Here is a 25,867-nt window from a genome sequence, read left to right as displayed (position 1 = left end):
ATCCAATTCAACAATCTTGTTTATATTCCAAATTCACTTTTTATGTTGGCGATAGAGTTGGATACACAATCTTAGTTAGAAATTCTACTATGAAAAACTTAAAAACATAGGTATTTAGACTCTTATCATCTAAAAAAATCGATATATGATTAGTTTGTAGTATGTTAATGTAAGTATTTTACTAACCGGAGGAATCTGTGTGAACGCTCAAGTGAAAATTTATTCTCTATTAAATAAAATGGAATCTCAAGATCCTGAAGTTCGATTCCAGGCGATGGAATCTCTACACGACTTAGATGTAGACCAACTAGCTATTCCAGTATTTATAGACATGATAATAGCTGCTGGTAAAAGCTATCCTGATCCGATTGATGATATGGATGACCCTAGTTTTTGCATTATGACTTTTGTTTACGAGTATTCACACCCAGATATGATGAACATCATTGAAAAGACGTTTCCTCTTATGTCAGCTAGAGCAAAAAGTAAAGCACTAGAAATGTTACAACTATTAAATAGAAAATCTAGTGTGGAGTTATATATTAAGCTACTGCAAAACGAGGGCACTGATACAGAAATTCCTTATTTGCACTTAGAAGGTTTCAGTGACGAAGGAAAATATGCTCCAATTCTTTTCCCAGCACTAAACCCTTATGCGAAACAACCGTACTTTGCTGATGAAATTTACCGACTGGCTATTAGTTACATTGAAAATAAAAATATGGAAGTGTCTGTTATTCAAGATTTAGAGCCTTTTGTTCTTAAGCAACTAAAAGAACAACTTCCTGAATTTTATCGATATCAATCTAGCTTGAGTCACCATAATATGTGGAACGTTTGGAAAGAAAGCTACTTTGAAATCCGAACAAACATTGGTTTGTTTATAAACATGTTAGCTTACTTCCAATCGGAAGAAGTACAAAACATGTTAGTAGAAATAAAAGACAATACTAATGATGCTTATGTGCAAACGTTTATCGTTCAAGCTATATTGTCCCATAACTCTACAGCAGACCTTGAAGAAAATTACTTATATGATATTGCTAAAAATGACGAAGCAAGAAATATTCTTTATTCTATTTTAGACGAAAGAGACTCTCTTTCTCTTTTTCCGAAAGAGTTTTGCACGCACGAAGCGTTCGCATTAAGTGATATGACACTTTGGTTAATCAGACATTCTGATTACAATAAAGCACCTACTTTCATTGAGTACGTATCTCCTTATAAAGACCCTGAAGAAGTAGAGCTGTACCATTTAGTTCGTTTTAAAATGTACCATGAAGAGCTCGAAGATGATTGTTATTATGTTGGATTAGTTGGAGCACAAGAAATTTCTGCACCACCGAGTCCTTATTACACTGGCGTTACTTATTCTATTTTTACAAAATTAGAAGAAGATACAGTTGAAAACCATATGATTACCTTATACGATGACCTACAAGAACATATTATTGAAACAATTAATGAAGAGATCATTACGTTTCATCCGAAATTAAGTTATGGAGCATTAGGATTGCTCGTTCTTGTAGCTGCAAAGTTTATAATGAGCTTTAAACAATTAACAACAGAGGACTACTATTTCTATGGTTTCTTTGCTTTATTGGCCCTTATTGGATTAGGCGTTAGCCAATATAACCGTAAAAAAGTAAGTGTGACACTTTTAATTGGTGGCATTGAATACATCCATAACGGAAACACCATTATCATCGATTACTCTGATGTTGCTCATTTTGAAAAAATCAAAGACAAATGGCAAAAAGGAGAAAAATTACTCCCAACTCCTTTTAAGACAAAATTTTATCAATTCAAAGATGAAAATGGGGAAGTTATTCTTCGCATCCCAGAAAAATATGTAGACGTTGATAACTTTGAAACGATTATCTTCAACGCAATTGGTGAAGAAAAAATGGAGATGTCAGCGTAAATGAATGAAGGCTCTAATTATAAGGTAGCGGATTCCCACCTTTCACTAGAGCCTTTTTTATTGAAAAAATAAGCCATCTAGCTGAGTCCGATTCATAATGTATGACTACTATACGAAAAACGAATAATAGAATCGTATTCTGTATTTATACACCTTAATAAACACGCTAGGAGCTAGCATACAATTGTCACCAGACCGTATTTAACATACATCTAGTATCTTACAATCAGTAGGATTTTTGATGAATGGTATAATCAATAGAAAAATCTAAGCCACTTTATGAAACTAAATTATGTGTATTTCGTATAACTATTAAATATGTTGAAAGGGGTAACATATATGTTTAGTTGGTTATTTGATATTTTTTTAGCAAGAACTTATGATATTTTTTCGTCATCAAATATTTCAAGAATTGAAGAGGTAAAGAATTTATTAAATAGAAATAGCATTAAGTATAAAATCGGTATCACTAAAACAGATATTAGATTTGCAGCGAGTGTGCCACCTGTACAACATATAAAAGTCTTTAGAAAAGATTTTCAAAAAGCAAAAGAAATTATTGAAGGTATAAATAGACTTTAATTTAAATCCATAATAAAGGTGAACTTAGTAAATTTTATAAGAAATTTTTTTATGATATCATCATCATAAACCTCTAATAAAGCCAAAAAAATGTTGTTCTCCTAGAGTAATATTTGTTTTTCATAAAACGAACCGTAATTATGAAATTAATTCAAGTATAAGTAATCCCAGAAAAAATATGATTATCCCTTTAGGTAAAAAAACTGTGTTAATATTTTAACAAAGTAGCTGTTTCGATATTATTACATAGTCTCCCAAAGGCGGAGCATAATACCCATGAGGTGATATTATGTTTATCCTAAAAATGATTTTATCTATTAGTCTCTTTTGCAATCTGGCTAATACTATTCTGACTAACAACGAGGTAACAGCTCCTCCACCAAATGTCATTAAGGGAGCTTATACTAATATTCCAGAAGAACACAATTGGGTAATAGTACCAAAGGGAACAAAAGAAATAACCATTTTCGTAGAAGCTGAGAATACAGAAACGGTTTTATTTTGGCTTATTCCTACTGGAACTCAAACATGGTGGGAAAGAAGGCTAATAGGTTATGATATCAATAAAGAGATGGAAAAATCATTTCATAAACCTCAAAAGTTTTCTTTCACTTGGAAAATAGATGAACCTTTTCTACATGACCATTTGGAAGTGGAGCTTATTGGGATGCAAGAAGTTACTAAGGGTGGTAGTATAAACATTACCACGGATAGTTCCGATTGAGTAAATCCTTTCTAAGTCCAAAAGGCGTATCTAATTAATTTGATACGCCTTTTTCTGTTCATTCACAATTAAATACTTCTCACCTTTTCTCTTCTTAGTAAAATAAATTCCGTAAAAGAGCTCTTCTCCAATTCTTACACCTATAATTTAAGAAGTTTCGTTATCAGTATATTTTATCAAGGTAAAATTTTTAAGAATTTCACTTTCATTAATAGAAACACTACTTGTTAAATCTCTTGTTCTCAATACAAACTCTTTAACCCCAATGAACTCTGATTCAGCCACTAAGTAGAACTCTGTTCCTTTTTTATATCCTTTAAATTGCTTTTTAAGTGCGTATATTTTCATTAGATAACCTACCTGATCTTGCAACTTTTTATGATTGGATTATATCATGTTGATGATTTTATGTTTAATGAAAATTAATTACAAAGTTATCACTTCTACTACCTTTTAGCTGATGCTAAAAACTTATAATACTCTATATATGCTTCCAAATTACTCTTTTATAGTTTGATTGTTTAAGCTTTGAAGCTCTTCTTCAATTCTAGCTGTCTCGATTCGTTCAAACAACGGTTCCACCTTTGTAATGTGTGTTGATTTCACTAGAAACGCTTTCCATTCGGTTTCTGTTGTGTTTATCATATCCTTAACTTTTCTGCTTGAGAAAGGAAGGAACGGTGTAAGGATATGAGCTAAATTTGCAATAAGATAAACACAATTTGCTAAAGTATTTTTACAAGCCTCCGTATCATCCTTTATTTGTTTCCATGGTTGCTGTTCATCAAAATATTTATTTGAAAATCTAACAACCCCAAATATTTTTTCCAAACCTTGTTTGAAGGAAGCACCTTCAATACAATGACCCACTTCCTTGTAGAGGCGATTAACTCTTTCTTGAATACTCAAAGTAACATCCTTTTCTGGTATAGCTCCATCAAATGACTTTTCTATAAACTTTAATGTGCGGTTTACAAAGTTGCCATAGGCTCCTAATAATTCACTATTGTGGCTATAAACGAATTCCTTCCAAGAGAAATCAGCATCTCGCTTCTCTGGTGCATTGATTGTTAAGAAATACCGTATGGAATCTGGTTCATATCTTTCTAAAATATCTGGAACCCACACAGCCCAATTTTTACTTGTTGATAATTTTTTCTTTTCTAAAGTTAAATATTCATTTGAAACAATGTGTGTTGGTAACGGGTCTTTTCCAAGGCCAGCAAGAATTCCAGGCCATATAATCGAATGAAATGGTATATTGTCTTTTCCGTGTACGTAATAGGATTTAGCAGTAGGATTCCAAAACGGAGAATCATCTTTATTAGTGTCTTTCATCCATAGTTTACTTGCTGTGTAGTAGCCTGATACCGCCTCAATCCAAACGTAGATTTTCTTATCTTCATAACCAGCAACTGGAACACTTACTCCAATTGGCAAATCCCTAGAAACTGCTCTATCTTGCAATCCTTCCTGTAAGTAGCGTTTCGTTAGTGAAATAGCATTTTCCCTCCAAAGACTATTTTCTTCCGCTTTTTGAGTATACTTTTCTAGCACAGTTTGAAATGAGTTTAAAGAAAAGTAAAAATGCTCTGTTAATCTTGTAGTAGGTTCGTTCCCACAAATTTTACACTTCCTTTCAAGTAGATCAAGCGGTTCTAATATGGTTGAACAGTTATCACATTGGTCTCCACGGCAAGGATCCTTGCAAAAAGGACAATATTCTTCAACATATCGGTCGGGTAAAAACTGTTTACAATGTTCACAATACGTTTGTTCCACCTCTTTTTTGTAAATCAGTCCTTTTTCTAGTAACTCTAAAAATATTTCTTGAACAATTTTGTGATGGTGTTCGGTATCCGTTCTTGTATAGGTATCATAGGAGAAACCTAGTTTTAAAAAACATTCTTCAAACTCTTTATGATAACGATCTGCAATCACTTTCGGAGAAACACCTTCTTGTTTTGCTCTGACTGTAATTGGTGTTCCGTTACAATCGCTTCCCGATACATATAAAACCTTTTCTCCTTTTAAGCGATAATATCTCGCTAAAATATCACCAGGTAACAAACTTGAAAGATGACCAAGATGCAAAGATCCATTAGCATAAGCCCATGCACCGCCAATAAAAATACTCATACATAGTACCCCCTAATAAAAATTAATTTTTGACAACAAAAAAACCTCGCCTTAACTGTAATAGTTAAGGACGAGGTTTGAATCTCCACGCGGTACCACCTTAATTCGCAAATAGCTCACACTATTTGCCTCAACGAGTACGGAGTAACTAACTTATCTTACTCTTATACTGTGACATTGATAACGAGTGCCAAAACTCGTCGTATCCTACTTATACATAAGTATGTTCAGTACGAAGCTCAGAGACCATTGTTCAAACGAAGGTTTTTGCTTCTTTTCAGCTACCGAAGCTCTCTGGTGAAAAACCATTTCATTCTACTTTTTCTCTTCAAAGCCTTTATTTGATAATTAACGATAGTTTATTCAAATTGTGACTTAAAGTCAACACTTTTTTGGAAACTATTTACACCTTTCGATAATCTTACATTTATCTAAACACAAAATTCCAACTGTTCTAGTTATTTTCCCTCTATAGTAAAACTTGTTCTCAACACCCTCTCTCACTTTCATATATTTGCATCAATTATCCGCTCCCACAACGGCTTTATTTTATCAGGCTTAGCCACCTCTTCGAAAATCCATTGAGACTCATTAGTTAATAGATTACATATAAGTTTAACTGCCTCATTGTGTTTTTTCGGTGTAATAGTTTCATAGATTAATTTAGTATATTGAACTACCTCTTCTGGAAGAGAGGCCTCCATGGTTTTCAACCCCAATTGTGCCTTGTTTGGATTATATTTGTGGAGTAATACTCTTGATAGATTCGTCATAACATGATGCAGCATATTAACCGACCATATATCATTTCCTCGTGCAGAAGACTTTTTATACTGGAACATAAACCACGCAATATCATCCACTGCGTCTTGAAACTCCTCTTTTGATAAGGTTAAATTCTGATTTTGCTTAAATTTCTCTAGCTTATTGGCTGGATCGTAAAGGACTTTTATGTAATCTTTTTCTATATATGTTGGTTCTGTTACCGTAAACAGGTCCACATGTACGAAGTTCTCGTAGACAGCCAGGATTTGCGGAGCCACAATAAATATTTCATCGTGAAAAAGTAGTTTGGTATAAGACTCTAAGTGCCCGATTCTACTTTGATTAAACTCCTCTACATCTTCTTCATCTACTAGACAGTACATATCTATATCTGAATGCTCGTCCTGCTCACCCCGCCCCATCGAACCTTTTAAAAAGATGGACTGGACCCTTTTGTCTTGTATAAGGCTATTTGCTATCGCGTCTACTGCATCGTCTAAAATCATAATCAGTTCCCCCGCTCCATAAATTTGGTGTTGCTGCTCTCGGGCTAACATTTCATATCGAGTTTAAACTGTATAGCGTTCATTCCAGCTCTTAGGGAAGTCCATTTTATTAGCATAAGCATAGCGAATTAACTGACCATGATGCTGCACCTCGTGTTCTAATAGGTCAATTAACAGATTCATATTCCTATCTTCCTTAGTTGGTTCATGAAAAAAACGTTGTATATTAGTATACGTTTCTTCTAGTTTGTTCAAAATTAATGCCTTATCCTTATTGTCATTTAGGCTACAATCAAACCCAGCCCATTCTCCAACTCTCAATGCTTTTAAATAACTTTCTCTCGCTCCGATCAAACAATATGCCTGATCCCCAATTGTATTAGAAGGTACATTAGAAATTTTCATAGTTAAACAAACCCCATCAATATAATTGTAAAAATCATATGTTAACTTCATGGCCTGTAATATCCTTTGTTTAAGTAAATCCATTAATTTATCCTCCATTAAGATATTTAGTTTTTCTCAAAAAAAGTAAGTGATAAGTTTTCGGTTACATAAACTTCGTTCCTCATTTGAAAGCCGTTTTTTTTATAAAATGTAACTGCTGGATAGTTTTTAGATCCTGTCGCTACTTTTATTGTTTCAAACTCAAAATTGTTTTCCAGGTAATCTAATAGAGATTGTGCTATTCCTTTTCTAAAGTGGTTTGGGTGTACAATTAACCTATGTATATCCAATTCCTCTTTTTCTACTTTTATTGAAATGGCTCCGCACAATTCCTCATTTAAGTAATAACCAAAAAATGTTTCACCGCATTGTTGTAAACTAGCAACTGTATCTTTTAGTGGCGGTATCTCATATGAACCAATTATCTTAGCCTCTACTTTATAAGAAGGTATTTGAACTCTTAAAACACTCTCAGCGTTATCTCTTTCAGTAATATCAATTCTTTTAATCAATTTAATCCCTCATTCATTATCTTCGTTTTATATCTAAAGTTGATGTAGGAAACCTGCTTGTCTCACCTGCTCGCATGTAGATATTAATTCAAATGTTTTATGAAAAGTACTCTGTCTTGATTTGGGCCATCATAATTTGAATGGACTTCAATCCCATCCACTTTTGAATCGCCAATTTCGATTTCAAATCCCATTTTAGTGTGATAAGCAATGGACACTTTGTTTACTGGAGACGTAACACATCGAACAACGTTACTGCCATTTCCTTTTACAACATGAAAAAATTGATGGTAGAGTTCTTTACCAATTTGATGTTTTCTGTAATCAGGATGTACTCCAACAAAATGAATATAGGCTTCTTCAGGTTGAGATTGGGATAGGAAACCTATCAGAAAACCAACAATTACTCCGTCCTTTTCTGCAATAAAACTAGTATTGGTGAAATGACCAAAAAATAACTTTGGTAGCATGTCGGACATATTTCTTCCTCCCCACCATTCGTTGATTAATAGAGATATTGTTTCATAATCTGAACTTTTTACAAAACGGATTTTCATTTTATCTTCACCTTCTATATTTTCTTGTACGTGCTGTATTATTTTTCTAAACGACTCTAGAAATTTCTTGTTATACTAATACTATATATTAATAGAATTGGTGGGAAAAGGATGAAAGTTGTTACGTTGTGTGGTTCTACAAGATTTAAAGCGCAGTTCGAGGAAGCGAACGACTATTTAACGAAGCAAGGATATGCTGTTTTCAGTGTTGGATTTTTTGAAAAAAGTGAAGGAAAACAAGTTACCGTTGAAGAAGCAAAACTTTTCGGTGAGTTACATTTTAAGAAAATAGATTTATCCGATGAAATTTTTGTTATCGATGTATGCGGCTACATTGGAGAGTCTACAAAAAGAGAAATAGAATATGCTACCGTTCATAATAAGAAAGTTCGCTACTATTCGGATGAACTGGAACGTACGAGAAAAGTAGATTCTATTTCACCGTTGCAACAAATTCTTTCGATGATAAAGCTTGGAGAAAAATTAAAAATGGAAATGCGACATAGTTGGTTATCCAACGGTCGTCATGAAAGTGTTGCAGAGCATACGTGGCGCGTTGCATTTATGGCGATTTTACTCGAGCCTTATTTGAGCCAAAAAGTTCAGATGGAAAAGTTGTTGAAGATGATTTCAATCCACGATATCATCGAAGCGATTGCTGGTGATGTCCCTGCCTTTGACACCCTCACTTCCCAAAGTACAGTTGAGTCCAAAAGGCAAAAAGAACTGGCTGCCATTATAGAAATTAGAGACAGTCTACCTTCTGAAGTTGGTGAGCACCTATTTATGCTTTGGCATGAATTTGAAGAAAAACAAACTTTCGAGGCCAAAGTAGCCAATGCCCTTGATAAATTGGAAGCACAACTTCAACATAACGAAGCCGGAATTGACACTTGGCTAGAAATAGAATTTGAAATGACGTTTCTTCTTGGCAAACATGTGAACTTTGACGAGACGCTCACATGCTTAAAGGATATCATCGTTAATGAAGCTGAAGATGAAATGATAAAAGCAGGTTATGATGTTGATAGCTTTAAGCAAAAAGCAAAAGTTAGGAGTTAGAAAATGGACAACCGAATTTGTACGAGACGTGCTACGCTAGCAGATTGGGAAGAGCTTTGGCCGCTATTGAAAGAAATTGGTAAAACAGATTCTGAAGAAAACACAAAAGAAAGATTTGAGTTAATAGTAACAAATACTGCTTATTTTCTTCCCGTAGCGATATATGATGGAAAGATAGTAGGTTACACATGGGTTCAAACTTATGGACCTCATTTACGCAGCGGAGAAATCACTAGTAGAATTCACGATATGTTTGTACTCGAACCTTACCGCAAAAGTGGTGTTGGTAAAATACTAATGGAAACTATTAAAGATTGGGCTATTTCTACAAATACTAAATGGCTACAATGGAACTCTAGCCCGAAAGCAGTGGAATTTTACAAAAGATTAGGCTTAGAGTCTATAGAAGAAGATCCTAACTATCCTCTCTTTGAGATTGAGTTTCTAAAAGAATGAACTACTAATTAGTTAGTAAGCTATCCCCTTAAGGGGGACCATCAAAACAGCCATCTTAGCGATTAATAGAGCTAAGATGGCTGTTTAATGGATTAAATTCCTTTTTTGGAACAACTTTATCATTCTACTTGTTTAGCATTTTGGCTTTCTAAAAACCATTTAAACCATCTACCGTGTCCATCGGTTTCAGCAATTGTATTTTTACTTTCCATACCATCCAAATAGTAATCAAGATGTAAGTACCTATCTTGAATGTTATTGTAAATATGGAAAACGTCTCTTTTCCTACCGATAGCTTCTACAGTTTGCAACAGTTGTTCTTTCATTTCTAAAGTCATTTGGTTTGCAACGTGAGTATGAAAAATACAAATTACACTATCTTCTTTGATTGTATCAACAAAATTAGGTAATAAACTAACTCCATCACCATTATGTAAACTAACCTGTACTTCTTTAAAATAATTCGAAGCTTCCTCAAACATTAACAGCCTCTCTGTATGTTCGGTCCAAATTAAGGATTTAAGCCATAATTTCTCATCTTCATCATTTAAATCAATGGTATTTAAATCTATTCCCATTCTTGTTGATACAGGTGGAGGTGTGGAATGGAGGATTGGAGTATTTTCTCCTTTAATTTCTGCTGTAATATGAAGTTTGGATTCAATATTGCCATAAATATCATTTTGTCTGTATGAATAGGAATACTTATCCCAAAGGAGTTGTAGCCCTGCACTAGTTCCAATTTCAATAAGTGCTAATGGTTTCTTCACTTTCTCATAAATCGTGCAAAAAACAGGATAAAGGTAGGCACATCTTCGTACTTCATTCGTTTGGACAAGTCTAGTTTTGAGGATTGATTCAATTTCATTCTTATATTTTAAACAAAAATCCTTAAAGAATTCAAACGAGTCTTTATATGATTTTGGATTACTTACTATACTCGGGTAAAACTCCTTTAATGGATGATTTTTACCTTTTATTAAAAGATAATGTACTGCACCAAATAACAGGTTTGGGACAGGTTGCCCCTTACCTGCATAACTACAAATTTCAAGAAGTTTATCATCTTTAGAAATTTTAATAGACAAAAATTCATATAATAGACTAGACCATTTACATTCCTTTTCCGCAAAGTTCAAAAAAGTTTGAGACAAAAGCTCGTAATTAGCCAAAGAAACTTCTCCTTTCTATAACAATCTCCTAAATACCTTTACTAGTAACTAACTTATCTTCCTACATACGTAAACCATTTCATAACTTTCGTTAGTGATTGGTGTTTCTTTCCAGTCGCCGTAAAGGTGAAGGATCTCAAAACCATGAGAGTGCAATATTCTTTCCATTTCCTTAGGAAATACATATCTTAAACTGATGTTAGTTCTTTTTTCATTTATAATTTCACCATCAATGTTTTTGTATTTCCTAATCGTTGTGTAATGTTGAATTTGATTCAATGAGTCATAGTCACTAATAGTAAATACATCCACTGTATTTAGAGTTTCACTATCTGTATAAGTTCTCCAAAACTCTTCTGTACTTGGTTGTAGTAATTCTTCAACACTAGGAAACCTTGTACCAAAAATGAAAACTCCATCAACTTCTAAATGTTTGTTTATAGACATTAGTAATCCATCTTGTGCTTCGTTTGTAAGGAAATGTTGAAAGGAGTTACCAACTGAATATATCAAATTACTCTTCATGTTTAAATTCAGTTTCGTACAGTCTTGTTCTACCCACTCTATTTGCAAATTAAGTTTGGAAGCCTTATTTTCGGCTTCGGTTAACATTCCTTTATGTATATCTACACCTACAATTTTATACTCACTTTTAGCTAAAGGAATCGTTACTCTACCAGTACCACAAGCTAAATCAATAATGGTTCCTTGTTTTTTCTCCGCCCATTTTAATAGTAATGGTACCTCTGGTATATATGATTCATTTTCTTTATCATATAAAATAGGATCATCATATTCTTCAAAATTATCTAAAACCATTTTTGTCTCCTTTTCAATGAATTTAAATTACTTGAATTCTTGAAATTCTTTCATTTAGTTCTTTGCGAGTGACTACAAAACTATTAATTATTGTTCTTCTTCATTCGTAAGATAATGATTACAACGACAGCCCCTAAAATTAGTAAAGGTGCTATTTTTTTAGCTAAATTCATCCAATGAAAAGGTGCTTTGTGAACAAAATTCGCTTTAAGCCACTTCTTCTCTTCGACTTCTACAGCAATAGAATTTTTAGTAGGTGTACCACTTATCTCAAAATATTTTGTTCCTTTTGGGTAAGCATTTGAAGCATCTCCATAATAATTCCCAGTCATTTCATTAGGTTTTGTCTTTACTTCCCCTATGACCTTACCTATTTCACCTTCAAGCACATTTTCATTTGTAACTTCGTAGACATTCCCATTCCAAACAACAAAAGAATAAGCCCAACTTAGTGCCTGAACAGAAGTTGTCAACGAAAATATACATAATAAAAAAAACAACACTTTTCTTGTCAAAAACTACCCCTCCCATTAGTTCAAGCTTGATTTTTTACTATTTCATCAATAACTTCCATTCTATATTTGTTACTTATTTCTTGATTATCTTTTAGTTTATATTCTTCTTCTAATAACGGATATAACTTCTCACCGATTTCCCATCTCTCATAGATATGTCTATCAAAGATATAAAAAAATTCATTTATACTATACCCCAATGCATTTGCAAGATAATAAGGTATTTCAAACTCTTCTTCTTTTAGAGGGTTTAAAGTAATTTCTAAAATCTCCTGTAATCTTTCTTCGTTTAACTCAACTCCGTATCTTTCAAAAGCTAAATCTTGCCACGTTTGTTCATATAACATATACAATTGACTGTCCTCATATACTTGTTCTTTATTCTCTATTTCTTTGCCAGCAGAAATATAAATTAAGAAAGTACGAACTAACCAATCTCTTGCTTCACCTTGGAGATCTAATGAAGCAGCCTCATTTATCGCATTATCAATATCTTCTTTTTCTAACTCTAATTCACCAGCTAATTGAGTAACTTCAATCAACTTTTCCCTTAATTCCTTTTGTTCTGAAGTATCAGCGTTGTTATTACAGGCACTTAACAATACAATCGAAAGTAACAATAGTATTCTTTTTTTCATCAAGATTTCTTCTCCCTTTACAAAAGTTATTATACTTACGTTAACTCAACACTTCTGTTTGGTTAATAAAACAACAAACCCCTTTTCCAATTTTACCATATAATTACACAAACAAATACAAAAAAAGCAGTGTTTTTTCTGGTGAGAAATACACTACTTTAATATACTTTTTCCTATGCTAGTTAGTGTTGGTATGCGTCTTTGTTTTACTTTTTTTCACATTCTATTATGATTTCCATCGCATCATTTACTGGTTCGACTTTTTCGTAAAGTTTATATGTTTTAATATTAGTGAACCCACACTCTTCTAAAAGCTGAAAAATAGATTCTTTTTTTAATAACTTTACACGGAAATCCTCAAGCTCCGAATCTAGCAATTTACCATCTTTAAATAATTCATATTTATGAATAGACCTCATTACGTTTGTGTTTGCGTCGTAGGAGTCAGCAAATTTTGTCATATAAATCTTTGCTCCGTCTGCACGTTCTCTAATAGATCCCGTTACCACATGAAAGTTTTCTGGCTTGTATTCTACTGTGTCCACTTCAAACACTAACTTAGCCCCTGGCACCATATATTGGTTTATTTTTACAAATGAAGCTTTTAATACACTATCATCTGTTATCAGTCCAATTGAACCTGCTGGTATGATAACTAAGTTATATTTTTTCGGTAGGTTAAGCTCATTCAAAAATTGCTCGTACACATTAGTTGTTAAGTTTAGTTTCTCAGCATTTGCTAAACAAGCTTGATTCATAGATGGCGATGCATCTATTCCATCTACTTCATATCCAAGTTGTAAAAATGGAATTAAAAATCTTCCCGATCCTGACATTGGCTCAAGTATGGGTCCATTTGCTTCTTTTACATACTGTAAATAAAATTGAAACGCATCTTCCGGAGCAGTCGGCTTATCAATATCGTAATACTGCACACATAAACTTTGGTACATTTCCATTTATAACATTACCTGCCTTTAACTACGAAAATAATTTCAACCCAATCGTAGCACCAATTACTAGACTAATAAAGAAAATTCGCATCCAATCTTTCGACTCTTTGTAAAATATCATTCCTAAAATAGCTCCACCTGCAGCCCCGATGCCAGTCCAAACAGCATAGGCCGTGCTCATTGGTAAAGTCTCCATTGCTAGTGCTAAAAATAAGAAGCTAAGTCCAAATCCCCCTACTAAAAGGAAAAAAGAAGACACCTTACGATCGTGGTGCAATTTGTTAATCATGACTACTGCAAACATTTCAAATAGCCCAGCAATTATTAAGTACATCCACTCCATTTAAGCTTCTTCTCCTTTCGGCTGTGGTTTTGTCACAACTTTTAGTCCCATTACACCGAGCAGTAATAATCCTATAAACAATAACTTGGTTGGATTCAATGGTTCATGGAAAAAGATTATTTCTATAAAAACGGTGCCAGCTGTGCCTAGCCCGACGAAAACAGCGTAAACCGTACCAACAGGCAAAAACTTTCCGGCCATAATCATTAAATAAAAACTTATTATAATTGCGATGATGGTTATTAGCCATGTTGTTGGAGTTGTGGCATATTTTAATCCAGTGACCCAAATTACTTCGAAAAATGCCGCGATGAATACTTTTATCCAGTGTTTGGTCATATTGGTTCCTCCTTAATTATCATAGGCTGTTTAAATACCGCGGTTGATTTCCGCGCATATCTTCGCTTTCCGCGGGCGGTAAAAAGGAAGGTTATTTTCACTGTCGTGAAAAAACCTACTCCTCGGCACAAGCGCCTGTGGGGTCTCCCGCTCCCCGCTTCTCCCGCAGGAGTCTACGATATGCGCGGAAATCAACCGCTAGAAAGGCTCAATTAATGAACAATATTCTTCGGAACAACCTAAAAAAAGCCTGAGAGATATTGTGATGAAATATCTCCCAGGCTTTTTTCCTTCCGTGTACACAAGCTTTCGTACTTCTTACTCGTGCGCCTTCTCTCGGACCAGACTAGCTTGAGTTGCTACGGAACCCTAGAATGCTTTGTATTTAAATTTATTCCATTATACTAAATCCAAACTTGTTATTTCAATTATTATCACATATTTTCTGCCCTTTCCTTTATAATGGTATGGTGACTTAAGGAGGTCGGAGATGCATAATAAACTATTACTTTCTATTCTTAGTATACTAGTTTTTTTCTTTGCTAGTGGATGTGGAATAGAAACTACAACAATAAACCATCAAGAAGTTTCACAAGAAGACGACTCTCCTACTGAAATTCAGACATCTAATGAAAGTTCAGCTGAAGACGAGAAAGAAGACATTTCAACAAATATAAGTGACGGATCTTTAGAAAATTTATCTGTCCATTACATCGATGTCGGACAAGCAGATTCCATTCTTTTCAACTATTCGTATGAAGGCGAAGATTTTCGTATTCTTTATGACACTGGAAACTGGAATCGAAATGATGTAGTTCAGTACTTGGATATCCAAAAAATTGAACACATAGATATTATCATTATTAGTCACCCTCACGCCGATCATATCGGACAATTGGATAAAATTTTGGACAGTGGCATTTCGGTTTCGGAAGTGTGGATGTCTGGAGATATCTCAACTTCCCAAACGTTTGAGCGTGCCATGGATGCGGTGGAAAGAAGTGGCGCAGACTATCACGAACCAAGAGCTGGAGAAGTATATGACATTGGCCCATTAGTTTTGGAAATAATAAATCCAGAAAAATTAACTGGAGATGTTCACAAAGGTTCTGTTTCGATGAGAGTTCAATACGGAGAGGTTTCTTTCCTTTTCACCGGTGATGCTGAAAGACAAACAGAAGAAGCCATGCTCAAGCGTGGTCATCATTTAGATGCAGACATTTTAAAACTTGGACATCATGGTTCAAACACATCCACCACATCCGCATTTTTACAGGCAGTAAACCCGAAAGTAGCGATATATTCTGCCGGCGTTGGAAATAATTACGGCCACCCACATGATGAAGTATTAACGCGGGTAATGGATGCAGGTGTTGATTTGTACGGTACCGACATACACGGTACGATTGTTATTACGACCAATGGCGATACTTTTGATGTGCAGACTAAAATGGATGGAACGATTTCACCAACTTCTAGTGGAGAAACAGCTTCAAAGCCTGAAGTTAAAAAGGAAGACCCTGAAACTGCAACACCTAGTGATTGCATCAATATTAATACAGCAAGCTTCGATAGCTTACAAGAGATCAAGCATATTGGGCCTGCTCGGGCAGAAGAGCTTATTTCTAAACGACCGTTTCAAAGCATCGATAGCTTATCTTCTATCTCAGGGATTGGTGCAGGAAGACTAGCTGATATTAAAAATCAAAACTTAGCTTGTGTGAGGTGATCCGAATGAATGTTAAAGGTGTTTTAGATAGAATCGTTGACGGAAAGCACGCCACTATTTTAGTTGAGGATTTGCAAAAAGAGTTTGTCATAGACGTGTCTCAACTTCCGCTTGGCTCTAAAGAAGGTAGTCACTATCATCTAACTGTATTTGGGGAAGAAATTACAGCACTCACTCTCGATTCTCAAAGCGAACAAAATTCACAACAAAAAGTTTCGAGTCAAATCAATCGCTTAAAATCGAAAAGTAAAGGTAGTCGTTTTAAAAGACAATAGCAGTAACTAAACAACGTAACTGCTAGTAGTTTTACTACTCTGTTTTAACATTATGGTAATTTTAAACTTTAACTATCGTTTTTGGTGTAAAAAGGAACCTCCTCTTTTCGTAACGGGTTCCGTTTTATAGCAAAAAATAAAATTACAGACCAAAATGCAAGCTAAAATGCACTGCTTTATGCAGTGCATTTTATCATTTAATACGAAATGATTTAATTTTCATTTATGAACTGTTCTACCATTTGTTCAAATTCATCAACATATTTTCGGATTTTCATTTCATCTTTTTCTGAAGATAAAAACGGTTTTCTTTTACCGCAAATTAGAATATCCTTTTCTGTACTATTTACATCATTAAATTTAACATATGGATTTAATGAATACCCTTGTACATTTGGTAAATTCGCAACTAACCACGCTAACTGCTCTGTAGTGTATAGGTTGGTCCGAAAATTTAATCTTTCAAGATTTGGCATTTTAGTATAAATTGTTATATCCTCTTCCTTAATGGCTTTACCCGCAAAATGGAATTCTTTCAACCTTGAGTTTTCCAATGCCTTCAGGTCATTTAATACACTGGTGTTCCATACGGCATCACCGAAGTACAATCGCTCTAACTTGGGTGCATTTTTTATTCCATCTAGCGAATGTAGCCTCGTAAAGTCGCTAATATAGAGACCCTCCAGTGAATTGTTTTCAGTCATATCCCATAGTTGCGTAATCCGTTGATTGTGGAAGAAGCCGATAAATTTTACATTTTTTAATGTAGATAGAAGTGACCAGTCCTCAACAAGCTTATTTTTCCAAAACATAATCGCTTGAAACTTATAACTCTGGGTACGAATGAAATACTCAAAAGAATCCTGTTTTAGTCCTGAAATCATTACTTTATCAATTTTTTGCATTTCGCTAATCTTATCTATTTCTTTAAAAGTTATTGTACCCCCAGTTATTTCTCTTTTTTTCTGCTCTACCCAAATATAATCATCAATTGAGTGACAAAGCCTTTCAAACTCTCCAGTTTCCATTATCTTTACCTCCATTACCTTCAAATATCAAGCGAGACAAATTGTGTTGATTATAGCACAAAAATCGTGTTAGATTTTTTAACAAACTCCTTTTATATGCTCCTGTCTTGTGTCACATTATTCATATAAATCATGTTAGGGTGTGGTTCTTTGGAAAAAATAGCTATTAGTGTTGAACAATGCATAAAGATTGAGGAAAACATAAAAGATCTTAGTGAACTAATAATAAATGTTGTTCAGCATGGTGCATCCATTGGCTTTCTTCCACCTCTAGTTTTTTTTGCGGCACAAGATTATTGGGAGAGCATCCAGGATTCAAACGTAATTCTTTTTCTTGCAAAAGCTAACGAACGAGTAGTTGGTAGCGTACAATTACACCTTTGTTCCAAACAAAATGGAAGCCATAGAGCGGAGATTGCAAAATTAATGACTCTCTCTAACTACCGTCGAATGGGAATTGGCCATTTATTAATGGAGAAGGCTCATGAAACAGCTATACAAATGGGGAAAACTTTAATAGTACTAGATACGAGAGAAGGAGATCCCTCCAATTTGCTTTACACTTCACTCGGCTACCAATATGTTGGTCGGATACCTGATTATGCAAAGTCGGAAAATGGGCATTTTGATGCAACTATCATATATTATAAAAAATTGACTTAATTTGTTTCAAAGGGAAATTTAGCAATTGTAACAGAACTGATTATTAAAAAAGCTCGAGGGGTTTCCTCAAGCTTAGCCTAGTACGTCTGTAATTCCGTCCATATTTGCTTTTATCCACTCAATCGCAGCATCTAGGCTTTCAAATTCTTGTACTTCAAATGTGACTTCGTCTTGAATAAGCCATACGTCTTTATCGTCGTGGTTAATACCGCCGATCGACCAGTGTAATAACGTGTATGGGTGATTATGGTTTAAAAAGCTTACCCAAGTCTTTTGGGCTGCAATATTTTTTAATGATTTTGTTTTATCACTCATGATTACGCCCCCACTTCTTTTAAAGACATACGTGGATTTAAGATTTGACTTGGGCATTTTAGCATGAAGGTATTAGCAGACTCGACAAAATCTACTGTCATGTCTTCGTCAAAAAAGACAAGCTTTGATTTTTCCATTACTAGCTTTTCTATATTAGTGTCTACTTCTACGTCATCCCATTCTGTTTCAGACGTAATCCATAGTGCTGAAACACCGCTCACAACGCAGCCGCATCCTTCTGTATCATATTTTATTTTCATCCATTTCGTTGGACTGTTTTCTAGTTTAGGCTGAATTTTCCCCAGCGCGCGTTCTGTAAATGTGACTTTCACCGTACTTGCCTCCAAAAAAGTTTGTACTTGCATTGTACCATAGTTTTTGTTATATGGTGATTTTCATGCTTTTTCTTGTTAAATGCGACATTCCTTCCTACTTTTTTGCAGATTAAAAGGTTGCGAATTTGGGCAATGATGTATAGGATACTAATATACGGAGAAAAAGGAGGAATTTTCTAATGTCAAAAGTACAAATTAAAGTAATGGATAACGGCGCTTTTCGTGTAACTGGTGATGTAGAACTTGTAGATGTGGACGGAAATAAGTTCGAGACAAAGCCTGCATTCTCACTATGCCGCTGTGGCTTATCAAAAAATTTACCATTCTGTGATGCTTCCCATAAAGGAAATTTCGAATCTTGCGTTCGCGCGGAGAAGGTTCTTGGAGACTAAATCTCATTTCTAGCGCTTGGATTCTAATGAACCCAAGCGTTTTATTTTTCATATATTTGACCACTTTCCATAATCCTCTTAAAAACCACTTCTCGTTCTTCATTTAATTTTGCGTACATCTTAAATGTTTTCATTTCAAAAATTGCTTTGCGGTATTCATCAGTGCAAAAAATAATTTCTCCTGTTCCAACAATCTGGGCCTGAAAAACAGTGGATGCTTTATTTAAATCGATTAAATCAACGTCTTTATCTAAAATGGACGCTAATCTTTGAGCGATGATAAACAGGTCATATGGCTCGAATTTCTCGTCTGAAAGAAATGCGATGTCGATGTCACTATCTTTCCTTGCAGTACCTTTTGCCATTGATCCAAAAACAGTTATATAATACGGATTTACTTCTTTAACTAAAAAATCACTTATCGTTTCTATCAACTTTTTATCCAACCGCTCCACCCGCTACTTCGTATTTCTTTTATCATATCACTTCTACTTATTCCTTTTCTAACAATATATCCATAATAAATTTTCATGAAAAATTGCTTGTTGTTTCGTTGTTTTAATCTATACTAAAGGTATAAACGTTTTGGAAAAAGAGACAAAGGAGTGTTGTGAAATGGTAGTTACTGTACTTAAACCAATTTTTGCTGAGAGTGCGAGTAGTGTTGTGAATACGACAAGTGCTTATCCTGGGACAATCTTATTTAAGAAAGAGCATTGGGTAGTCGATGCGAAAAGCTTACTTGGCCTACTTGCGTTAGCTCTACAGCCTGGTCAAGAGGTTGAAATTTCTTCTGACGAAGGCGAAGAAGTATTAGAAGCCTTACTTGGATTAGGGTTGTTTGAGAAAAAGTAAATAGTTAACTTTATCAAATAGAGTGCCAAACAAAATATGTTTTGGCACTCTATTTTTTGTGTAGTGTAATGAATTATGGTTGCTAATTTCTTTCAACGTTTTTTACCAGTTTTTTTGGAGAGCTTGTTGTAAATGACTTACATTGGAATTAAATTCTAAACTCTCATTATCCTCATGAAAAAAGCTTGTAGCTATACGCCAAAAATCATCTTCAAATGTATGTTCCCAATATTCATCTTTGATTACGAAATGAGACTCCAGTTTTATTATCCCTTTTTGAAGTGGAATTTCATTACTCCAATACTCAACAATGGATTGCATTGCCTTAAATATTTCCAACGAAGAATCATCTAATTTTCGAGGCTCTATCATATTTCTAGACAAAATATCTGTTGCATAATGAAGAACACCGATGGCTGAACTACTTTCTGCTCGTTCTGAATCAACATCGTTCATATTTCTCATTAATTTTACTAACTCCTCGTGAGAATTAAATAAACTACGAGCTTTCTCACTTAATAAATATGCATTGCTAAAACTTAACACTTCTTCTTCAAGAATTTCCTCGAGAATTTCATTCATGCTTAGAGACAAGTAAATGGATTCCACTTCTAATTTAACCTTTTCATCAAAAAATTCTTCATGTACCTTTTCATTTGAGCACCCTAAAAGTATCAATGATAATAAAATTAATAAAAAATTTTTTTTCATTTCTATCCACCTCTTAATTTTCCACTCTACCCGCTAGCTTAATATCTTCCTAACTTTTGTCATTTAACTTCTTTAATAAGTCTATTATTTCATCATTCTGTTTATTTGTTTTTCTAAGTTTTGCTTCAATAGAAAAAAGCGTTAAAAACAACCCAATAAATCCGAGAATCAGCAAAGAAATACCTCCTGTTTATCTTCAATTGAGCAATTTTCCTATACTGCTCCATTGTTAGAATAACTTCTACTTAAATAGGTATTTATCCTTCATATTTCCAAGAAATATGTTCAAGAAATATCCAATACATCTCCTAATGGCAAGTAGGAAACTTCGCCGAACTTGTCGACTACGTGCATACGGCGTTTTATTGGGTCAACATGGTGAATCGTACCGACAAACAGTTGATAGCGTTTATTTTCGTAGTATGTGATGGTTACTTCATTTCCGAACTCCATCGCTTCGCCAATTTGCTCATTCATCATTTCGATTTGTTGTTCGTCTAGTTCTGGTTTTATTTCATATGAGTCTTCTTTCGTCCAATCTCGGAGCATTTTGACATGCTCTGGTAGCATCATGGACGTCCATTTAATTGTTCCACGGTCACGAATCATGGCGATTATCCTCCTTTATTTATTTACGCTTTATGCCCACCAACAAGCCTGCTTCGGTGTCTCGCTGTTCCAGCATTTGTGTACGAAACTGCACGTAGCAATGCATCTGATCCGTATTTATTTCGAATTTGGTCCATCACATATCCGAGCTCTCTTCGTTTTGGTCGGTCGAGTTCGAACAAATTCAGTTGCATCTCACTATCATCGACGATATTGGATAGGGACACTGAAATTTTCCGAACGGTTTTGTTTACGTAGTTTTCTTTAAAAAGTTGAAGGCATGTTTCATACAGGTCCATCGTAATATTCGTTGGGCCTTCCATTGTTTTTGATCGGTAAAATCCGCCACCTAATTCGTCACGGCTATAACCGATTCCAAGACTAATTGTGCGGCCGGCTTTGCCGTGGTGACGCGCTCTTCTTGCCACTTCTTCACAAATTTCAAGAAGAACATGTTTTACTTCTGTCGGGTCTGTGTAGTCCCGAAGCAACATTTGACTTTTTCCGAAGCTAATTTGTCCTTGAATAATCGGTGCGCCAAGTTCGGATAGGTCAATTCCCCATGCGTGATAGTAAAGCTGATTCCCCATCACACCGAACTTTTTTTCTAATAACTCTAACGGGTAGTTGGCTAGCTGACCTACATTGAATATTCCCATTTTGTTTAATGTTTTTTGAACTTGTGAGCCAATTCCCCACATTTCTTTTAGCGGTGACAATGGCCAAAGTTTTGTTTTCACATCTTCATATGTCCACTCGGCGATGCCTTTCTTTTTTGCTTCAAGATCTAAACAAAGCTTGGACAGTAACATATTTGGGCCAATGCCAATCGCACATGGGAGCTGAAACTCGCGCTCGATGGCTTCTTTTATTTTTGCAGCAATGGTGTGTGCATCTCCCCAAATGGACTCCACTCCGTCTAATTTCAAAAAGCTTTCGTCGACGCTGTACGTATGAATGGCTTCTTTCGGTACGAATTGATGGAACAACTTTGTAATTTCAGTGGAAATTCGTAAGTATGTGGCCATCTTCGGATTCACGATTTGAATGCGCGGGTCGTTTGGTATTTCGAATAGTCTAGAGCCCGTTTTAATGTTGAATTCTTGTTTTAGTTTTGGAGAGGCCGCAAGCACAATGCTTCCTTGTCGCTCCGTATCTCCAACGACTGCAATGTAGCTTGTGAGCGGGTCTTGCCCCATCATGACCGCTGCACAACTTGCATAAAAACTCTTCATATCGACGCACAATATCTTGTTGTTGGGTAGCTGGCTGTAATTGATTGTCTCCATGAAAGTTCACCTCACAAAAGAATATATGTTCGTATTTATATTATAGTATTCATTGTAAGGGAATATACGTTCTGTTTCAATGGTAAAATTTTTTTATAAACACGGTGTTAAAATATATAGGAACAAAGCGTTTGGTTTTATGTCCTTTTCAGACATTTATATCCTGATTGCTTAAAACAAAGTATAATACCCCCATCGAGGTGAATTTACGTTGGACATAAAACTAATTGAAAAAATGATTCGAAATGCTTTCATACAGTATGAACACACTCCGCTCACGGAGCAACAATACATAGAACTAGCCGTACAAGTTCAAAAAACAATCCAAAGCGACGGGACTTCGGATCTTTTTGAAGTAGTGCAAGACGTCGTGTATGAGTACTTGAGTAAATGGGACTAAACCAATCTTTCCAAAAACTACAAATCATATTTCCTTTTCCAAAACACAAGCTATAATCAACGATGCTAGCAGAAAAAGGATGAAGTCCTATGAATAAGCAAAAAAAAATGTTGTGGTTAATGGTAATCCTTTCATCAAGTACGCTTCCGTTATTAGGTTGGAAGTCGATAAGGCGTTTTATACCGGCGATAACGTTCATTAACTTGTATCTTTGTATGGAAAGTCACTTCGCCTACAAGAAAAAATGGTGGGTCATAAAAGAAAAAATCCTTCCTTCCTTAATTGGAGAATTCGCTTTAATGGTAGGGCCATTTTTTGCAGGTACATTATGGATTTTAAAGTGGACGTACGGAAAATTCCCTCTGTATATGTTAGTAAACCTAGCCTTTGGATGGTTTTTTGCATTTCCTTTTTATGCTTTTTTTGAAAAACATGGAATATGGACGTTAAAGAAATTTAAGAGATGGCAGCTCTGGCTTGTTTTCACTAACAAGGCAATCCTCATGTACTTTTATCAAAAACTTGTAGAAAATGAAACGTACAAAGGGATAAAAGAAGCAAAAGAAGAGGAACAGTACTCGTGACGAGAAACTGTTCCTTTTTGCTTCCTTACTTTAATTTTAGACCGACATCCCCTTTTAGACGATTCGGGTAGTCTGTAATGGTAAAGGTTAATGGACTTTTCGCTTCACTAAAAAGTTCGAATCCAATTTCACGGATATTATTTAGTCTATCCCCCGAATGAAAAAAGCTAGAACGGAATTCCGTTCCATTGGCATCCACATAAGTGGAAGACAAAATAGCTCCTTGAGCCAATGAGTCGTCGGATTGATACTCAAATACAATATCCTTAAAAGATGTTGTAACGGAAATAAATCGGTTATCACTAGGCTGTTGGATAATTTCTTCTTGCTCAATATCCACTACTAACTCTACCTCATCTTTCGGCAAAGCCCTTACAGAAGAAAACTCCAAATATAGTTCTTTCGGTTCAGCGAAATAATTACTTTCAAAATATAAGGTAAATCTGTTCGGGTCTGTTTCAAAGAAGGAAATAGACGCAGTTTGTTCTGTCCAAATTTCTCCTTTTTCATCCATTAAGCGGATGTTGTCAAAAGCAAATATTTTATGTGTATTCAGTTCATCGTAAAGAATAGAAACGGCAATACGAGTTGGACGAATCTCTACTTTTTCTACAAGTATCTTTTGCCCTTCTATCGCCACGGTCTCATTCACTTCATACACTTTTTTAATGGCAGAAAATTTTTCGTAATCAATGGTAATCGGTATACCCTGAGAAATTAATACGTCAACACCATCAGCTTTAACCCCTGTGTGTAAAATGATTTCACTTGGAAGTTGATTTTCTACAGGATAAGCAAGTAAAAGTTCTCCACTAATAGGAGTGTTTTTTTCAACATTACCGTGTGAATATACACCGGAACTAAGTGGCAGTTCGTTTCCTTCTTTGTCTGTAAAACGAGCTTCACTTAAAATCACCTCTCGATAAGATTTGTCGGTTTCAATCGTGTAATATAAAAACGCGCGGTCTTCATCTACGATAATTGCATCAATCGTTAGTTTCACACCGTTCTCTTCTACTGTTGTGTCAATTATTTGTAAATATTCGTTTTCAATAATGGAGATCATACCTTTATCATTGCGCATAAGCTCGACGATTTTTTGCATCCCAGGAATAGAGCTAACATAGCCAGCAAATGTTGGGGAAACTTTAATTGACGTAAACATGATTAGCAGCAGTACACTTGCAGCAATGGCCCCCCATCTGAAGGAAGAGTGGAAAGTCCGCTTCTTTTCTTTCGCTTGGTGCATTCCTTTTAAAATATACTCATCGATGTTGGATGGCACTTCTACTTTATCAATTTTATCTTTCATTTCGTGTAATTTTTTTTCTTCGTTTTCAAACATGCTTGTTCCCACCTTTCTCGTCAAAATAAGAGCGCAGAGCCATTAGCCCTTTGTTTAACCATGTTTTTACCGTACCTTCTGGTGAATTCATAATGAGCGCGATATCTTTAATACGCAGATCTTGGATGTATTTCAGTTGTATGACGGAATGGTACGGTTCATCTAAGGATGTTAGTGCTTCCTCTACTTCTAGACGTAGTGTGTTATTACTCATCGCTGCAATCTCTATCTGATCGCCACGAGGGGTTTCACGCTTTTTCTTTCTTAATTCGTCGCTGCAGTAATTAATCATGATACGAATGAGCCATGTTGAAAAGTAATTTGGCTCTTTTAATTTTTTTATTGCTTTAAAAGCGCGAAACGTCACTTCTTGTATCGCTTCTAACGAATCTTGCTCGTTTTTAAAGTGAGCATAAGCGATTTTATATAATTGTTCTTTATGTTCAGACATTAACGAGAAGAAGGCTCCCTCATCCCCCTTCCGTGCCTTTTTAACAAGTAGTTCATTCTGCAAGTTGTTTCCCCCCTAAAACTCCAACCTTCACTTTTCACGCATTAGACATGTGAAGGTGGAAAAAGGTTTTGTTTTTTAAAATTTTTTTAGTAAATGCAAAAAACAATTATAGTAATTTCTATAATTGTTTATGTAACGCATGTAATTTTAACACTTGCACATATTAAAAACGATACTAACCCGAAAGTGAGATGACATGCATGTCTAAACAAGGCAGACAAAATAAGAACCAAACTCGAGAGCAAGTAGAAAAGCACGACAAACATAATGATGTGGAATTTGGAAGTGATTATCAAGTAGGTAATAGCAATTCACAAAGCCAGAAGAAAAGTGGCAAGCAGGCAAATAAAAAGTAAACAAGGGAAAACGC

The 25,867-nt window shown here is 35.0% G+C and carries 36 protein-coding genes, 1 riboswitch and 1 other annotated feature; of the genes, 13 read left to right on the top strand and 23 right to left on the bottom strand.

Annotated elements, in window-relative coordinates; all coding sequences use genetic code 11:
* The first annotated feature begins 199 nt into the window (after positions 1-199).
* The 3 genes from CDZ92_RS03520 to CDZ92_RS03510 all read left to right on the top strand — a co-directional run bounded on the left by CDZ92_RS03520 (position 200) and on the right by CDZ92_RS03510 (position 3,230).
* Entirely contained in the window at positions 200-1,924 is a 1,725-nt protein-coding gene (locus tag CDZ92_RS03520; RefSeq protein ID WP_096153584.1) for a hypothetical protein, read from the top strand.
* 339 nt (positions 1,925-2,263) lie between these two features.
* Positions 2,264-2,506 (top strand): hypothetical protein, encoded by a 243-nt coding sequence (locus tag CDZ92_RS03515; protein WP_096153582.1) that lies wholly within the window; start codon positions 2,264-2,266, stop codon positions 2,504-2,506.
* 289 nt (positions 2,507-2,795) lie between these two features.
* On the top strand, positions 2,796-3,230 hold the full coding sequence (locus CDZ92_RS03510) for a hypothetical protein (RefSeq protein WP_255249772.1): 435 nt from the start codon (positions 2,796-2,798) through the stop codon (positions 3,228-3,230).
* Between the two features lie 147 nt (positions 3,231-3,377).
* Here the strand turns inward: CDZ92_RS03510 and CDZ92_RS03505 are convergent, their stop codons facing one another.
* The 6 genes from CDZ92_RS03505 to CDZ92_RS03480 all read right to left on the bottom strand — a co-directional run bounded on the left by CDZ92_RS03505 (position 3,378) and on the right by CDZ92_RS03480 (position 8,156).
* Entirely contained in the window at positions 3,378-3,578 is a 201-nt protein-coding gene (locus CDZ92_RS03505; protein WP_096153580.1) for a hypothetical protein, read from the bottom strand.
* 150 nt (positions 3,579-3,728) lie between these two features.
* Positions 3,729-5,369, bottom strand: coding sequence for a methionine--tRNA ligase (gene metG / locus CDZ92_RS03500; RefSeq protein WP_096153578.1), 1,641 nt, complete (start codon positions 5,367-5,369; stop codon positions 3,729-3,731).
* A gap of 63 nt (positions 5,370-5,432) precedes the next feature.
* Positions 5,433-5,710, bottom strand: a binding site (T-box leader).
* A 165-nt stretch (positions 5,711-5,875) separates the two neighbouring features.
* Positions 5,876-6,640 carry a nucleotidyltransferase domain-containing protein gene (locus CDZ92_RS03495; RefSeq protein WP_096153576.1) on the bottom strand — a complete coding sequence of 255 codons (765 nt, stop codon included), beginning with the start codon at positions 6,638-6,640 and terminating at the stop codon, positions 5,876-5,878.
* A gap of 63 nt (positions 6,641-6,703) precedes the next feature.
* Positions 6,704-7,129, bottom strand: coding sequence for a hypothetical protein (locus CDZ92_RS03490; RefSeq protein ID WP_096153574.1), 426 nt, complete (start codon positions 7,127-7,129; stop codon positions 6,704-6,706).
* Positions 7,130-7,152: 23 nt separating this feature from the next.
* The gene (locus tag CDZ92_RS03485) at positions 7,153-7,599 is read right to left on the bottom strand and encodes a GNAT family N-acetyltransferase (RefSeq protein ID WP_096153571.1); all 447 of its coding nucleotides are present in this window, start codon (positions 7,597-7,599) and stop codon (positions 7,153-7,155) included.
* Positions 7,600-7,682: 83 nt separating this feature from the next.
* Positions 7,683-8,156: a GNAT family N-acetyltransferase gene (locus tag CDZ92_RS03480; RefSeq protein WP_096153569.1), complete on the bottom strand. Its 474-nt coding sequence runs from the start codon at positions 8,154-8,156 to the stop codon at positions 7,683-7,685.
* A 462-nt stretch (positions 8,157-8,618) separates the two neighbouring features.
* On the opposite strand from CDZ92_RS03480, the gene CDZ92_RS03470 reads away from it, so the two are divergent.
* Both CDZ92_RS03470 and CDZ92_RS03465 read left to right on the top strand, forming a co-directional pair.
* On the top strand, positions 8,619-9,218 hold the full coding sequence (locus tag CDZ92_RS03470) for an HD domain-containing protein (RefSeq protein WP_096156896.1): 600 nt from the start codon (positions 8,619-8,621) through the stop codon (positions 9,216-9,218).
* Between the two features lie 3 nt (positions 9,219-9,221).
* Positions 9,222-9,674: a GNAT family N-acetyltransferase gene (locus CDZ92_RS03465; protein WP_096153567.1), complete on the top strand. Its 453-nt coding sequence runs from the start codon at positions 9,222-9,224 to the stop codon at positions 9,672-9,674.
* Between the two features lie 119 nt (positions 9,675-9,793).
* Here CDZ92_RS03465 and CDZ92_RS03460 read toward each other — a convergent pair whose 3' ends face one another.
* From CDZ92_RS03460 to CDZ92_RS03430, 7 genes are all read right to left on the bottom strand, one after another.
* Entirely contained in the window at positions 9,794-10,846 is a 1,053-nt protein-coding gene (locus tag CDZ92_RS03460; protein WP_096153565.1) for a DUF2332 domain-containing protein, read from the bottom strand.
* Between the two features lie 48 nt (positions 10,847-10,894).
* The gene (locus CDZ92_RS03455; RefSeq protein ID WP_096153563.1) at positions 10,895-11,665 is read right to left on the bottom strand and encodes a class I SAM-dependent methyltransferase; all 771 of its coding nucleotides are present in this window, start codon (positions 11,663-11,665) and stop codon (positions 10,895-10,897) included.
* An 83-nt stretch (positions 11,666-11,748) separates the two neighbouring features.
* Positions 11,749-12,180 carry a hypothetical protein gene (locus tag CDZ92_RS03450; RefSeq protein WP_096153561.1) on the bottom strand — a complete coding sequence of 144 codons (432 nt, stop codon included), beginning with the start codon at positions 12,178-12,180 and terminating at the stop codon, positions 11,749-11,751.
* A gap of 20 nt (positions 12,181-12,200) precedes the next feature.
* Positions 12,201-12,821: a hypothetical protein gene (locus CDZ92_RS03445; protein ID WP_096153560.1), complete on the bottom strand. Its 621-nt coding sequence runs from the start codon at positions 12,819-12,821 to the stop codon at positions 12,201-12,203.
* Positions 12,822-13,024: 203 nt separating this feature from the next.
* Entirely contained in the window at positions 13,025-13,777 is a 753-nt protein-coding gene (locus tag CDZ92_RS03440; RefSeq protein ID WP_096153558.1) for a class I SAM-dependent methyltransferase, read from the bottom strand.
* Positions 13,778-13,799: 22 nt separating this feature from the next.
* Positions 13,800-14,114, bottom strand: coding sequence for a DMT family transporter (locus CDZ92_RS03435; protein WP_096153556.1), 315 nt, complete (start codon positions 14,112-14,114; stop codon positions 13,800-13,802).
* Complete coding sequence (locus tag CDZ92_RS03430) at positions 14,115-14,453, bottom strand: DMT family transporter (protein WP_096153555.1); 339 nt, start codon at positions 14,451-14,453, stop codon at positions 14,115-14,117. It lies immediately after the preceding gene.
* A gap of 272 nt (positions 14,454-14,725) precedes the next feature.
* Positions 14,726-14,837, bottom strand: a riboswitch (guanidine-I (ykkC/yxkD leader).
* Positions 14,838-14,943: 106 nt separating this feature from the next.
* Between CDZ92_RS03430 and CDZ92_RS03425 the strand changes: the two genes are divergently transcribed.
* Together CDZ92_RS03425 and CDZ92_RS03420 are read left to right on the top strand one after the other, a co-directional pair.
* Positions 14,944-16,182 (top strand): MBL fold metallo-hydrolase, encoded by a 1,239-nt coding sequence (locus tag CDZ92_RS03425; RefSeq protein ID WP_096153553.1) that lies wholly within the window; start codon positions 14,944-14,946, stop codon positions 16,180-16,182.
* A gap of 5 nt (positions 16,183-16,187) precedes the next feature.
* Positions 16,188-16,457 carry a DUF3006 domain-containing protein gene (locus tag CDZ92_RS03420; protein WP_096153551.1) on the top strand — a complete coding sequence of 90 codons (270 nt, stop codon included), beginning with the start codon at positions 16,188-16,190 and terminating at the stop codon, positions 16,455-16,457.
* Positions 16,458-16,669: 212 nt separating this feature from the next.
* On the opposite strand, the gene CDZ92_RS03415 is transcribed toward CDZ92_RS03420, so the two are convergent.
* Positions 16,670-17,485, bottom strand: a complete 816-nt coding sequence (locus CDZ92_RS03415; protein ID WP_096153550.1) for a hypothetical protein — start codon at positions 17,483-17,485, stop codon at positions 16,670-16,672.
* Between the two features lie 150 nt (positions 17,486-17,635).
* On the opposite strand from CDZ92_RS03415, the gene CDZ92_RS03410 reads away from it, so the two are divergent.
* A complete protein-coding gene (locus tag CDZ92_RS03410; RefSeq protein ID WP_227521461.1) occupies positions 17,636-18,148 on the top strand; it encodes a GNAT family N-acetyltransferase in 513 nt (170 codons plus the stop codon).
* 72 nt (positions 18,149-18,220) lie between these two features.
* Here CDZ92_RS03410 and CDZ92_RS03405 read toward each other — a convergent pair whose 3' ends face one another.
* Entirely contained in the window at positions 18,221-18,463 is a 243-nt protein-coding gene (locus CDZ92_RS03405; protein WP_096153546.1) for a DUF2552 family protein, read from the bottom strand.
* Between the two features lie 2 nt (positions 18,464-18,465).
* Positions 18,466-18,795, bottom strand: a complete 330-nt coding sequence (locus CDZ92_RS03400; protein WP_096153545.1) for an iron-sulfur cluster biosynthesis family protein — start codon at positions 18,793-18,795, stop codon at positions 18,466-18,468.
* Between the two features lie 182 nt (positions 18,796-18,977).
* On the opposite strand from CDZ92_RS03400, the gene CDZ92_RS03395 reads away from it, so the two are divergent.
* Positions 18,978-19,190 carry a CDGSH iron-sulfur domain-containing protein gene (locus CDZ92_RS03395; RefSeq protein ID WP_096153544.1) on the top strand — a complete coding sequence of 71 codons (213 nt, stop codon included), beginning with the start codon at positions 18,978-18,980 and terminating at the stop codon, positions 19,188-19,190.
* A gap of 41 nt (positions 19,191-19,231) precedes the next feature.
* Here CDZ92_RS03395 and mntA read toward each other — a convergent pair whose 3' ends face one another.
* Positions 19,232-19,636 carry a type VII toxin-antitoxin system MntA family adenylyltransferase antitoxin gene (mntA, locus tag CDZ92_RS03390; protein WP_096153543.1) on the bottom strand — a complete coding sequence of 135 codons (405 nt, stop codon included), beginning with the start codon at positions 19,634-19,636 and terminating at the stop codon, positions 19,232-19,234.
* 169 nt (positions 19,637-19,805) lie between these two features.
* On the opposite strand from mntA, the gene CDZ92_RS03385 reads away from it, so the two are divergent.
* Positions 19,806-20,045, top strand: coding sequence for an HPr family phosphocarrier protein (locus CDZ92_RS03385; protein ID WP_096153542.1), 240 nt, complete (start codon positions 19,806-19,808; stop codon positions 20,043-20,045).
* A gap of 102 nt (positions 20,046-20,147) precedes the next feature.
* Here CDZ92_RS03385 and CDZ92_RS03380 read toward each other — a convergent pair whose 3' ends face one another.
* The 4 genes from CDZ92_RS03380 to CDZ92_RS03370 all read right to left on the bottom strand — a co-directional run bounded on the left by CDZ92_RS03380 (position 20,148) and on the right by CDZ92_RS03370 (position 22,654).
* Entirely contained in the window at positions 20,148-20,756 is a 609-nt protein-coding gene (locus CDZ92_RS03380) for a hypothetical protein (RefSeq protein WP_096153541.1), read from the bottom strand.
* Between the two features lie 49 nt (positions 20,757-20,805).
* On the bottom strand, positions 20,806-20,931 hold the full coding sequence (locus CDZ92_RS20200; RefSeq protein WP_255249771.1) for a hypothetical protein: 126 nt from the start codon (positions 20,929-20,931) through the stop codon (positions 20,806-20,808).
* Between the two features lie 110 nt (positions 20,932-21,041).
* The gene (locus CDZ92_RS03375) at positions 21,042-21,365 is read right to left on the bottom strand and encodes a YolD-like family protein (RefSeq protein WP_096153540.1); all 324 of its coding nucleotides are present in this window, start codon (positions 21,363-21,365) and stop codon (positions 21,042-21,044) included.
* A gap of 23 nt (positions 21,366-21,388) precedes the next feature.
* The gene (locus CDZ92_RS03370; RefSeq protein ID WP_096153539.1) at positions 21,389-22,654 is read right to left on the bottom strand and encodes a Y-family DNA polymerase; all 1,266 of its coding nucleotides are present in this window, start codon (positions 22,652-22,654) and stop codon (positions 21,389-21,391) included.
* A gap of 211 nt (positions 22,655-22,865) precedes the next feature.
* Between CDZ92_RS03370 and CDZ92_RS03365 the strand changes: the two genes are divergently transcribed.
* Together CDZ92_RS03365 and CDZ92_RS03360 are read left to right on the top strand one after the other, a co-directional pair.
* The gene (locus CDZ92_RS03365; protein WP_096153538.1) at positions 22,866-23,054 is read left to right on the top strand and encodes a YqzH family protein; all 189 of its coding nucleotides are present in this window, start codon (positions 22,866-22,868) and stop codon (positions 23,052-23,054) included.
* Between the two features lie 89 nt (positions 23,055-23,143).
* Entirely contained in the window at positions 23,144-23,638 is a 495-nt protein-coding gene (locus tag CDZ92_RS03360) for a hypothetical protein (protein WP_096153537.1), read from the top strand.
* A 25-nt stretch (positions 23,639-23,663) separates the two neighbouring features.
* Here CDZ92_RS03360 and CDZ92_RS03355 read toward each other — a convergent pair whose 3' ends face one another.
* The gene (locus CDZ92_RS03355) at positions 23,664-24,983 is read right to left on the bottom strand and encodes a DUF4179 domain-containing protein (RefSeq protein WP_096153536.1); all 1,320 of its coding nucleotides are present in this window, start codon (positions 24,981-24,983) and stop codon (positions 23,664-23,666) included.
* A complete protein-coding gene (locus CDZ92_RS03350; RefSeq protein ID WP_141395192.1) occupies positions 24,976-25,497 on the bottom strand; it encodes a sigma-70 family RNA polymerase sigma factor in 522 nt (173 codons plus the stop codon). The genes CDZ92_RS03355 and CDZ92_RS03350 overlap by 8 nt, the downstream gene beginning before the upstream one ends.
* 200 nt (positions 25,498-25,697) lie before the next feature.
* Here CDZ92_RS03350 and CDZ92_RS19830 point away from each other — a divergent pair, with 200 nt between their 5' ends.
* Positions 25,698-25,853: a hypothetical protein gene (locus CDZ92_RS19830; RefSeq protein WP_176483700.1), complete on the top strand. Its 156-nt coding sequence runs from the start codon at positions 25,698-25,700 to the stop codon at positions 25,851-25,853.
* Positions 25,854-25,867 lie beyond the last annotated feature (14 nt).

The organism is Bacillus sp. FJAT-45066 (assembly GCF_002335755.1).
Classification (GTDB): domain Bacteria; phylum Bacillota; class Bacilli; order Bacillales; family Bacillaceae_I; genus Bacillus_CD; species Bacillus_CD alkalisoli.
The sequence above is the reverse complement of the archived record's forward strand: the minus strand, read 5'-3'. Positions and strand labels throughout refer to the sequence as shown.

Excerpts from the sequence above, each read along its gene's own strand:
- CDZ92_RS03515 (WP_096153582.1), top strand. The coding sequence starts at position 2,264 with ATGTTTAGTTGGTTATTTGATATTTTTTTAGCAAGAACTTATGATATT.
- CDZ92_RS03510 (WP_255249772.1), top strand. The coding sequence starts at position 2,796 with ATGTTTATCCTAAAAATGATTTTATCTATTAGTCTCTTTTGCAATCTG.
- CDZ92_RS03505 (WP_096153580.1), bottom strand. The coding sequence starts at position 3,578 with ATGAAAATATACGCACTTAAAAAGCAATTTAAAGGATATAAAAAAGGA.
- metG (WP_096153578.1), bottom strand. The coding sequence starts at position 5,369 with ATGAGTATTTTTATTGGCGGTGCATGGGCTTATGCTAATGGATCTTTG.
- CDZ92_RS03495 (WP_096153576.1), bottom strand. The coding sequence starts at position 6,640 with ATGATTTTAGACGATGCAGTAGACGCGATAGCAAATAGCCTTATACAA.
- CDZ92_RS03490 (WP_096153574.1), bottom strand. The coding sequence starts at position 7,129 with ATGGATTTACTTAAACAAAGGATATTACAGGCCATGAAGTTAACATAT.
- CDZ92_RS03480 (WP_096153569.1), bottom strand. The coding sequence starts at position 8,156 with ATGAAAATCCGTTTTGTAAAAAGTTCAGATTATGAAACAATATCTCTA.
- CDZ92_RS03470 (WP_096156896.1), top strand. The coding sequence starts at position 8,619 with ATGATAAAGCTTGGAGAAAAATTAAAAATGGAAATGCGACATAGTTGG.
- CDZ92_RS03465 (WP_096153567.1), top strand. The coding sequence starts at position 9,222 with ATGGACAACCGAATTTGTACGAGACGTGCTACGCTAGCAGATTGGGAA.
- CDZ92_RS03455 (WP_096153563.1), bottom strand. The coding sequence starts at position 11,665 with ATGGTTTTAGATAATTTTGAAGAATATGATGATCCTATTTTATATGAT.
- CDZ92_RS03440 (WP_096153558.1), bottom strand. The coding sequence starts at position 13,777 with ATGGAAATGTACCAAAGTTTATGTGTGCAGTATTACGATATTGATAAG.
- CDZ92_RS03435 (WP_096153556.1), bottom strand. The coding sequence starts at position 14,114 with ATGGAGTGGATGTACTTAATAATTGCTGGGCTATTTGAAATGTTTGCA.
- CDZ92_RS03430 (WP_096153555.1), bottom strand. The coding sequence starts at position 14,453 with ATGACCAAACACTGGATAAAAGTATTCATCGCGGCATTTTTCGAAGTA.
- CDZ92_RS03425 (WP_096153553.1), top strand. The coding sequence starts at position 14,944 with ATGCATAATAAACTATTACTTTCTATTCTTAGTATACTAGTTTTTTTC.
- CDZ92_RS03420 (WP_096153551.1), top strand. The coding sequence starts at position 16,188 with ATGAATGTTAAAGGTGTTTTAGATAGAATCGTTGACGGAAAGCACGCC.
- CDZ92_RS03415 (WP_096153550.1), bottom strand. The coding sequence starts at position 17,485 with ATGGAAACTGGAGAGTTTGAAAGGCTTTGTCACTCAATTGATGATTAT.
- CDZ92_RS03405 (WP_096153546.1), bottom strand. The coding sequence starts at position 18,463 with ATGAGTGATAAAACAAAATCATTAAAAAATATTGCAGCCCAAAAGACT.
- CDZ92_RS03395 (WP_096153544.1), top strand. The coding sequence starts at position 18,978 with ATGTCAAAAGTACAAATTAAAGTAATGGATAACGGCGCTTTTCGTGTA.
- CDZ92_RS03385 (WP_096153542.1), top strand. The coding sequence starts at position 19,806 with ATGGTAGTTACTGTACTTAAACCAATTTTTGCTGAGAGTGCGAGTAGT.
- CDZ92_RS03380 (WP_096153541.1), bottom strand. The coding sequence starts at position 20,756 with ATGAAAAAAAATTTTTTATTAATTTTATTATCATTGATACTTTTAGGG.
- CDZ92_RS03375 (WP_096153540.1), bottom strand. The coding sequence starts at position 21,365 with ATGATTCGTGACCGTGGAACAATTAAATGGACGTCCATGATGCTACCA.
- CDZ92_RS03370 (WP_096153539.1), bottom strand. The coding sequence starts at position 22,654 with ATGGAGACAATCAATTACAGCCAGCTACCCAACAACAAGATATTGTGC.
- CDZ92_RS03360 (WP_096153537.1), top strand. The coding sequence starts at position 23,144 with ATGAATAAGCAAAAAAAAATGTTGTGGTTAATGGTAATCCTTTCATCA.
- CDZ92_RS03355 (WP_096153536.1), bottom strand. The coding sequence starts at position 24,983 with ATGTTTGAAAACGAAGAAAAAAAATTACACGAAATGAAAGATAAAATT.
- CDZ92_RS19830 (WP_176483700.1), top strand. The coding sequence starts at position 25,698 with ATGTCTAAACAAGGCAGACAAAATAAGAACCAAACTCGAGAGCAAGTA.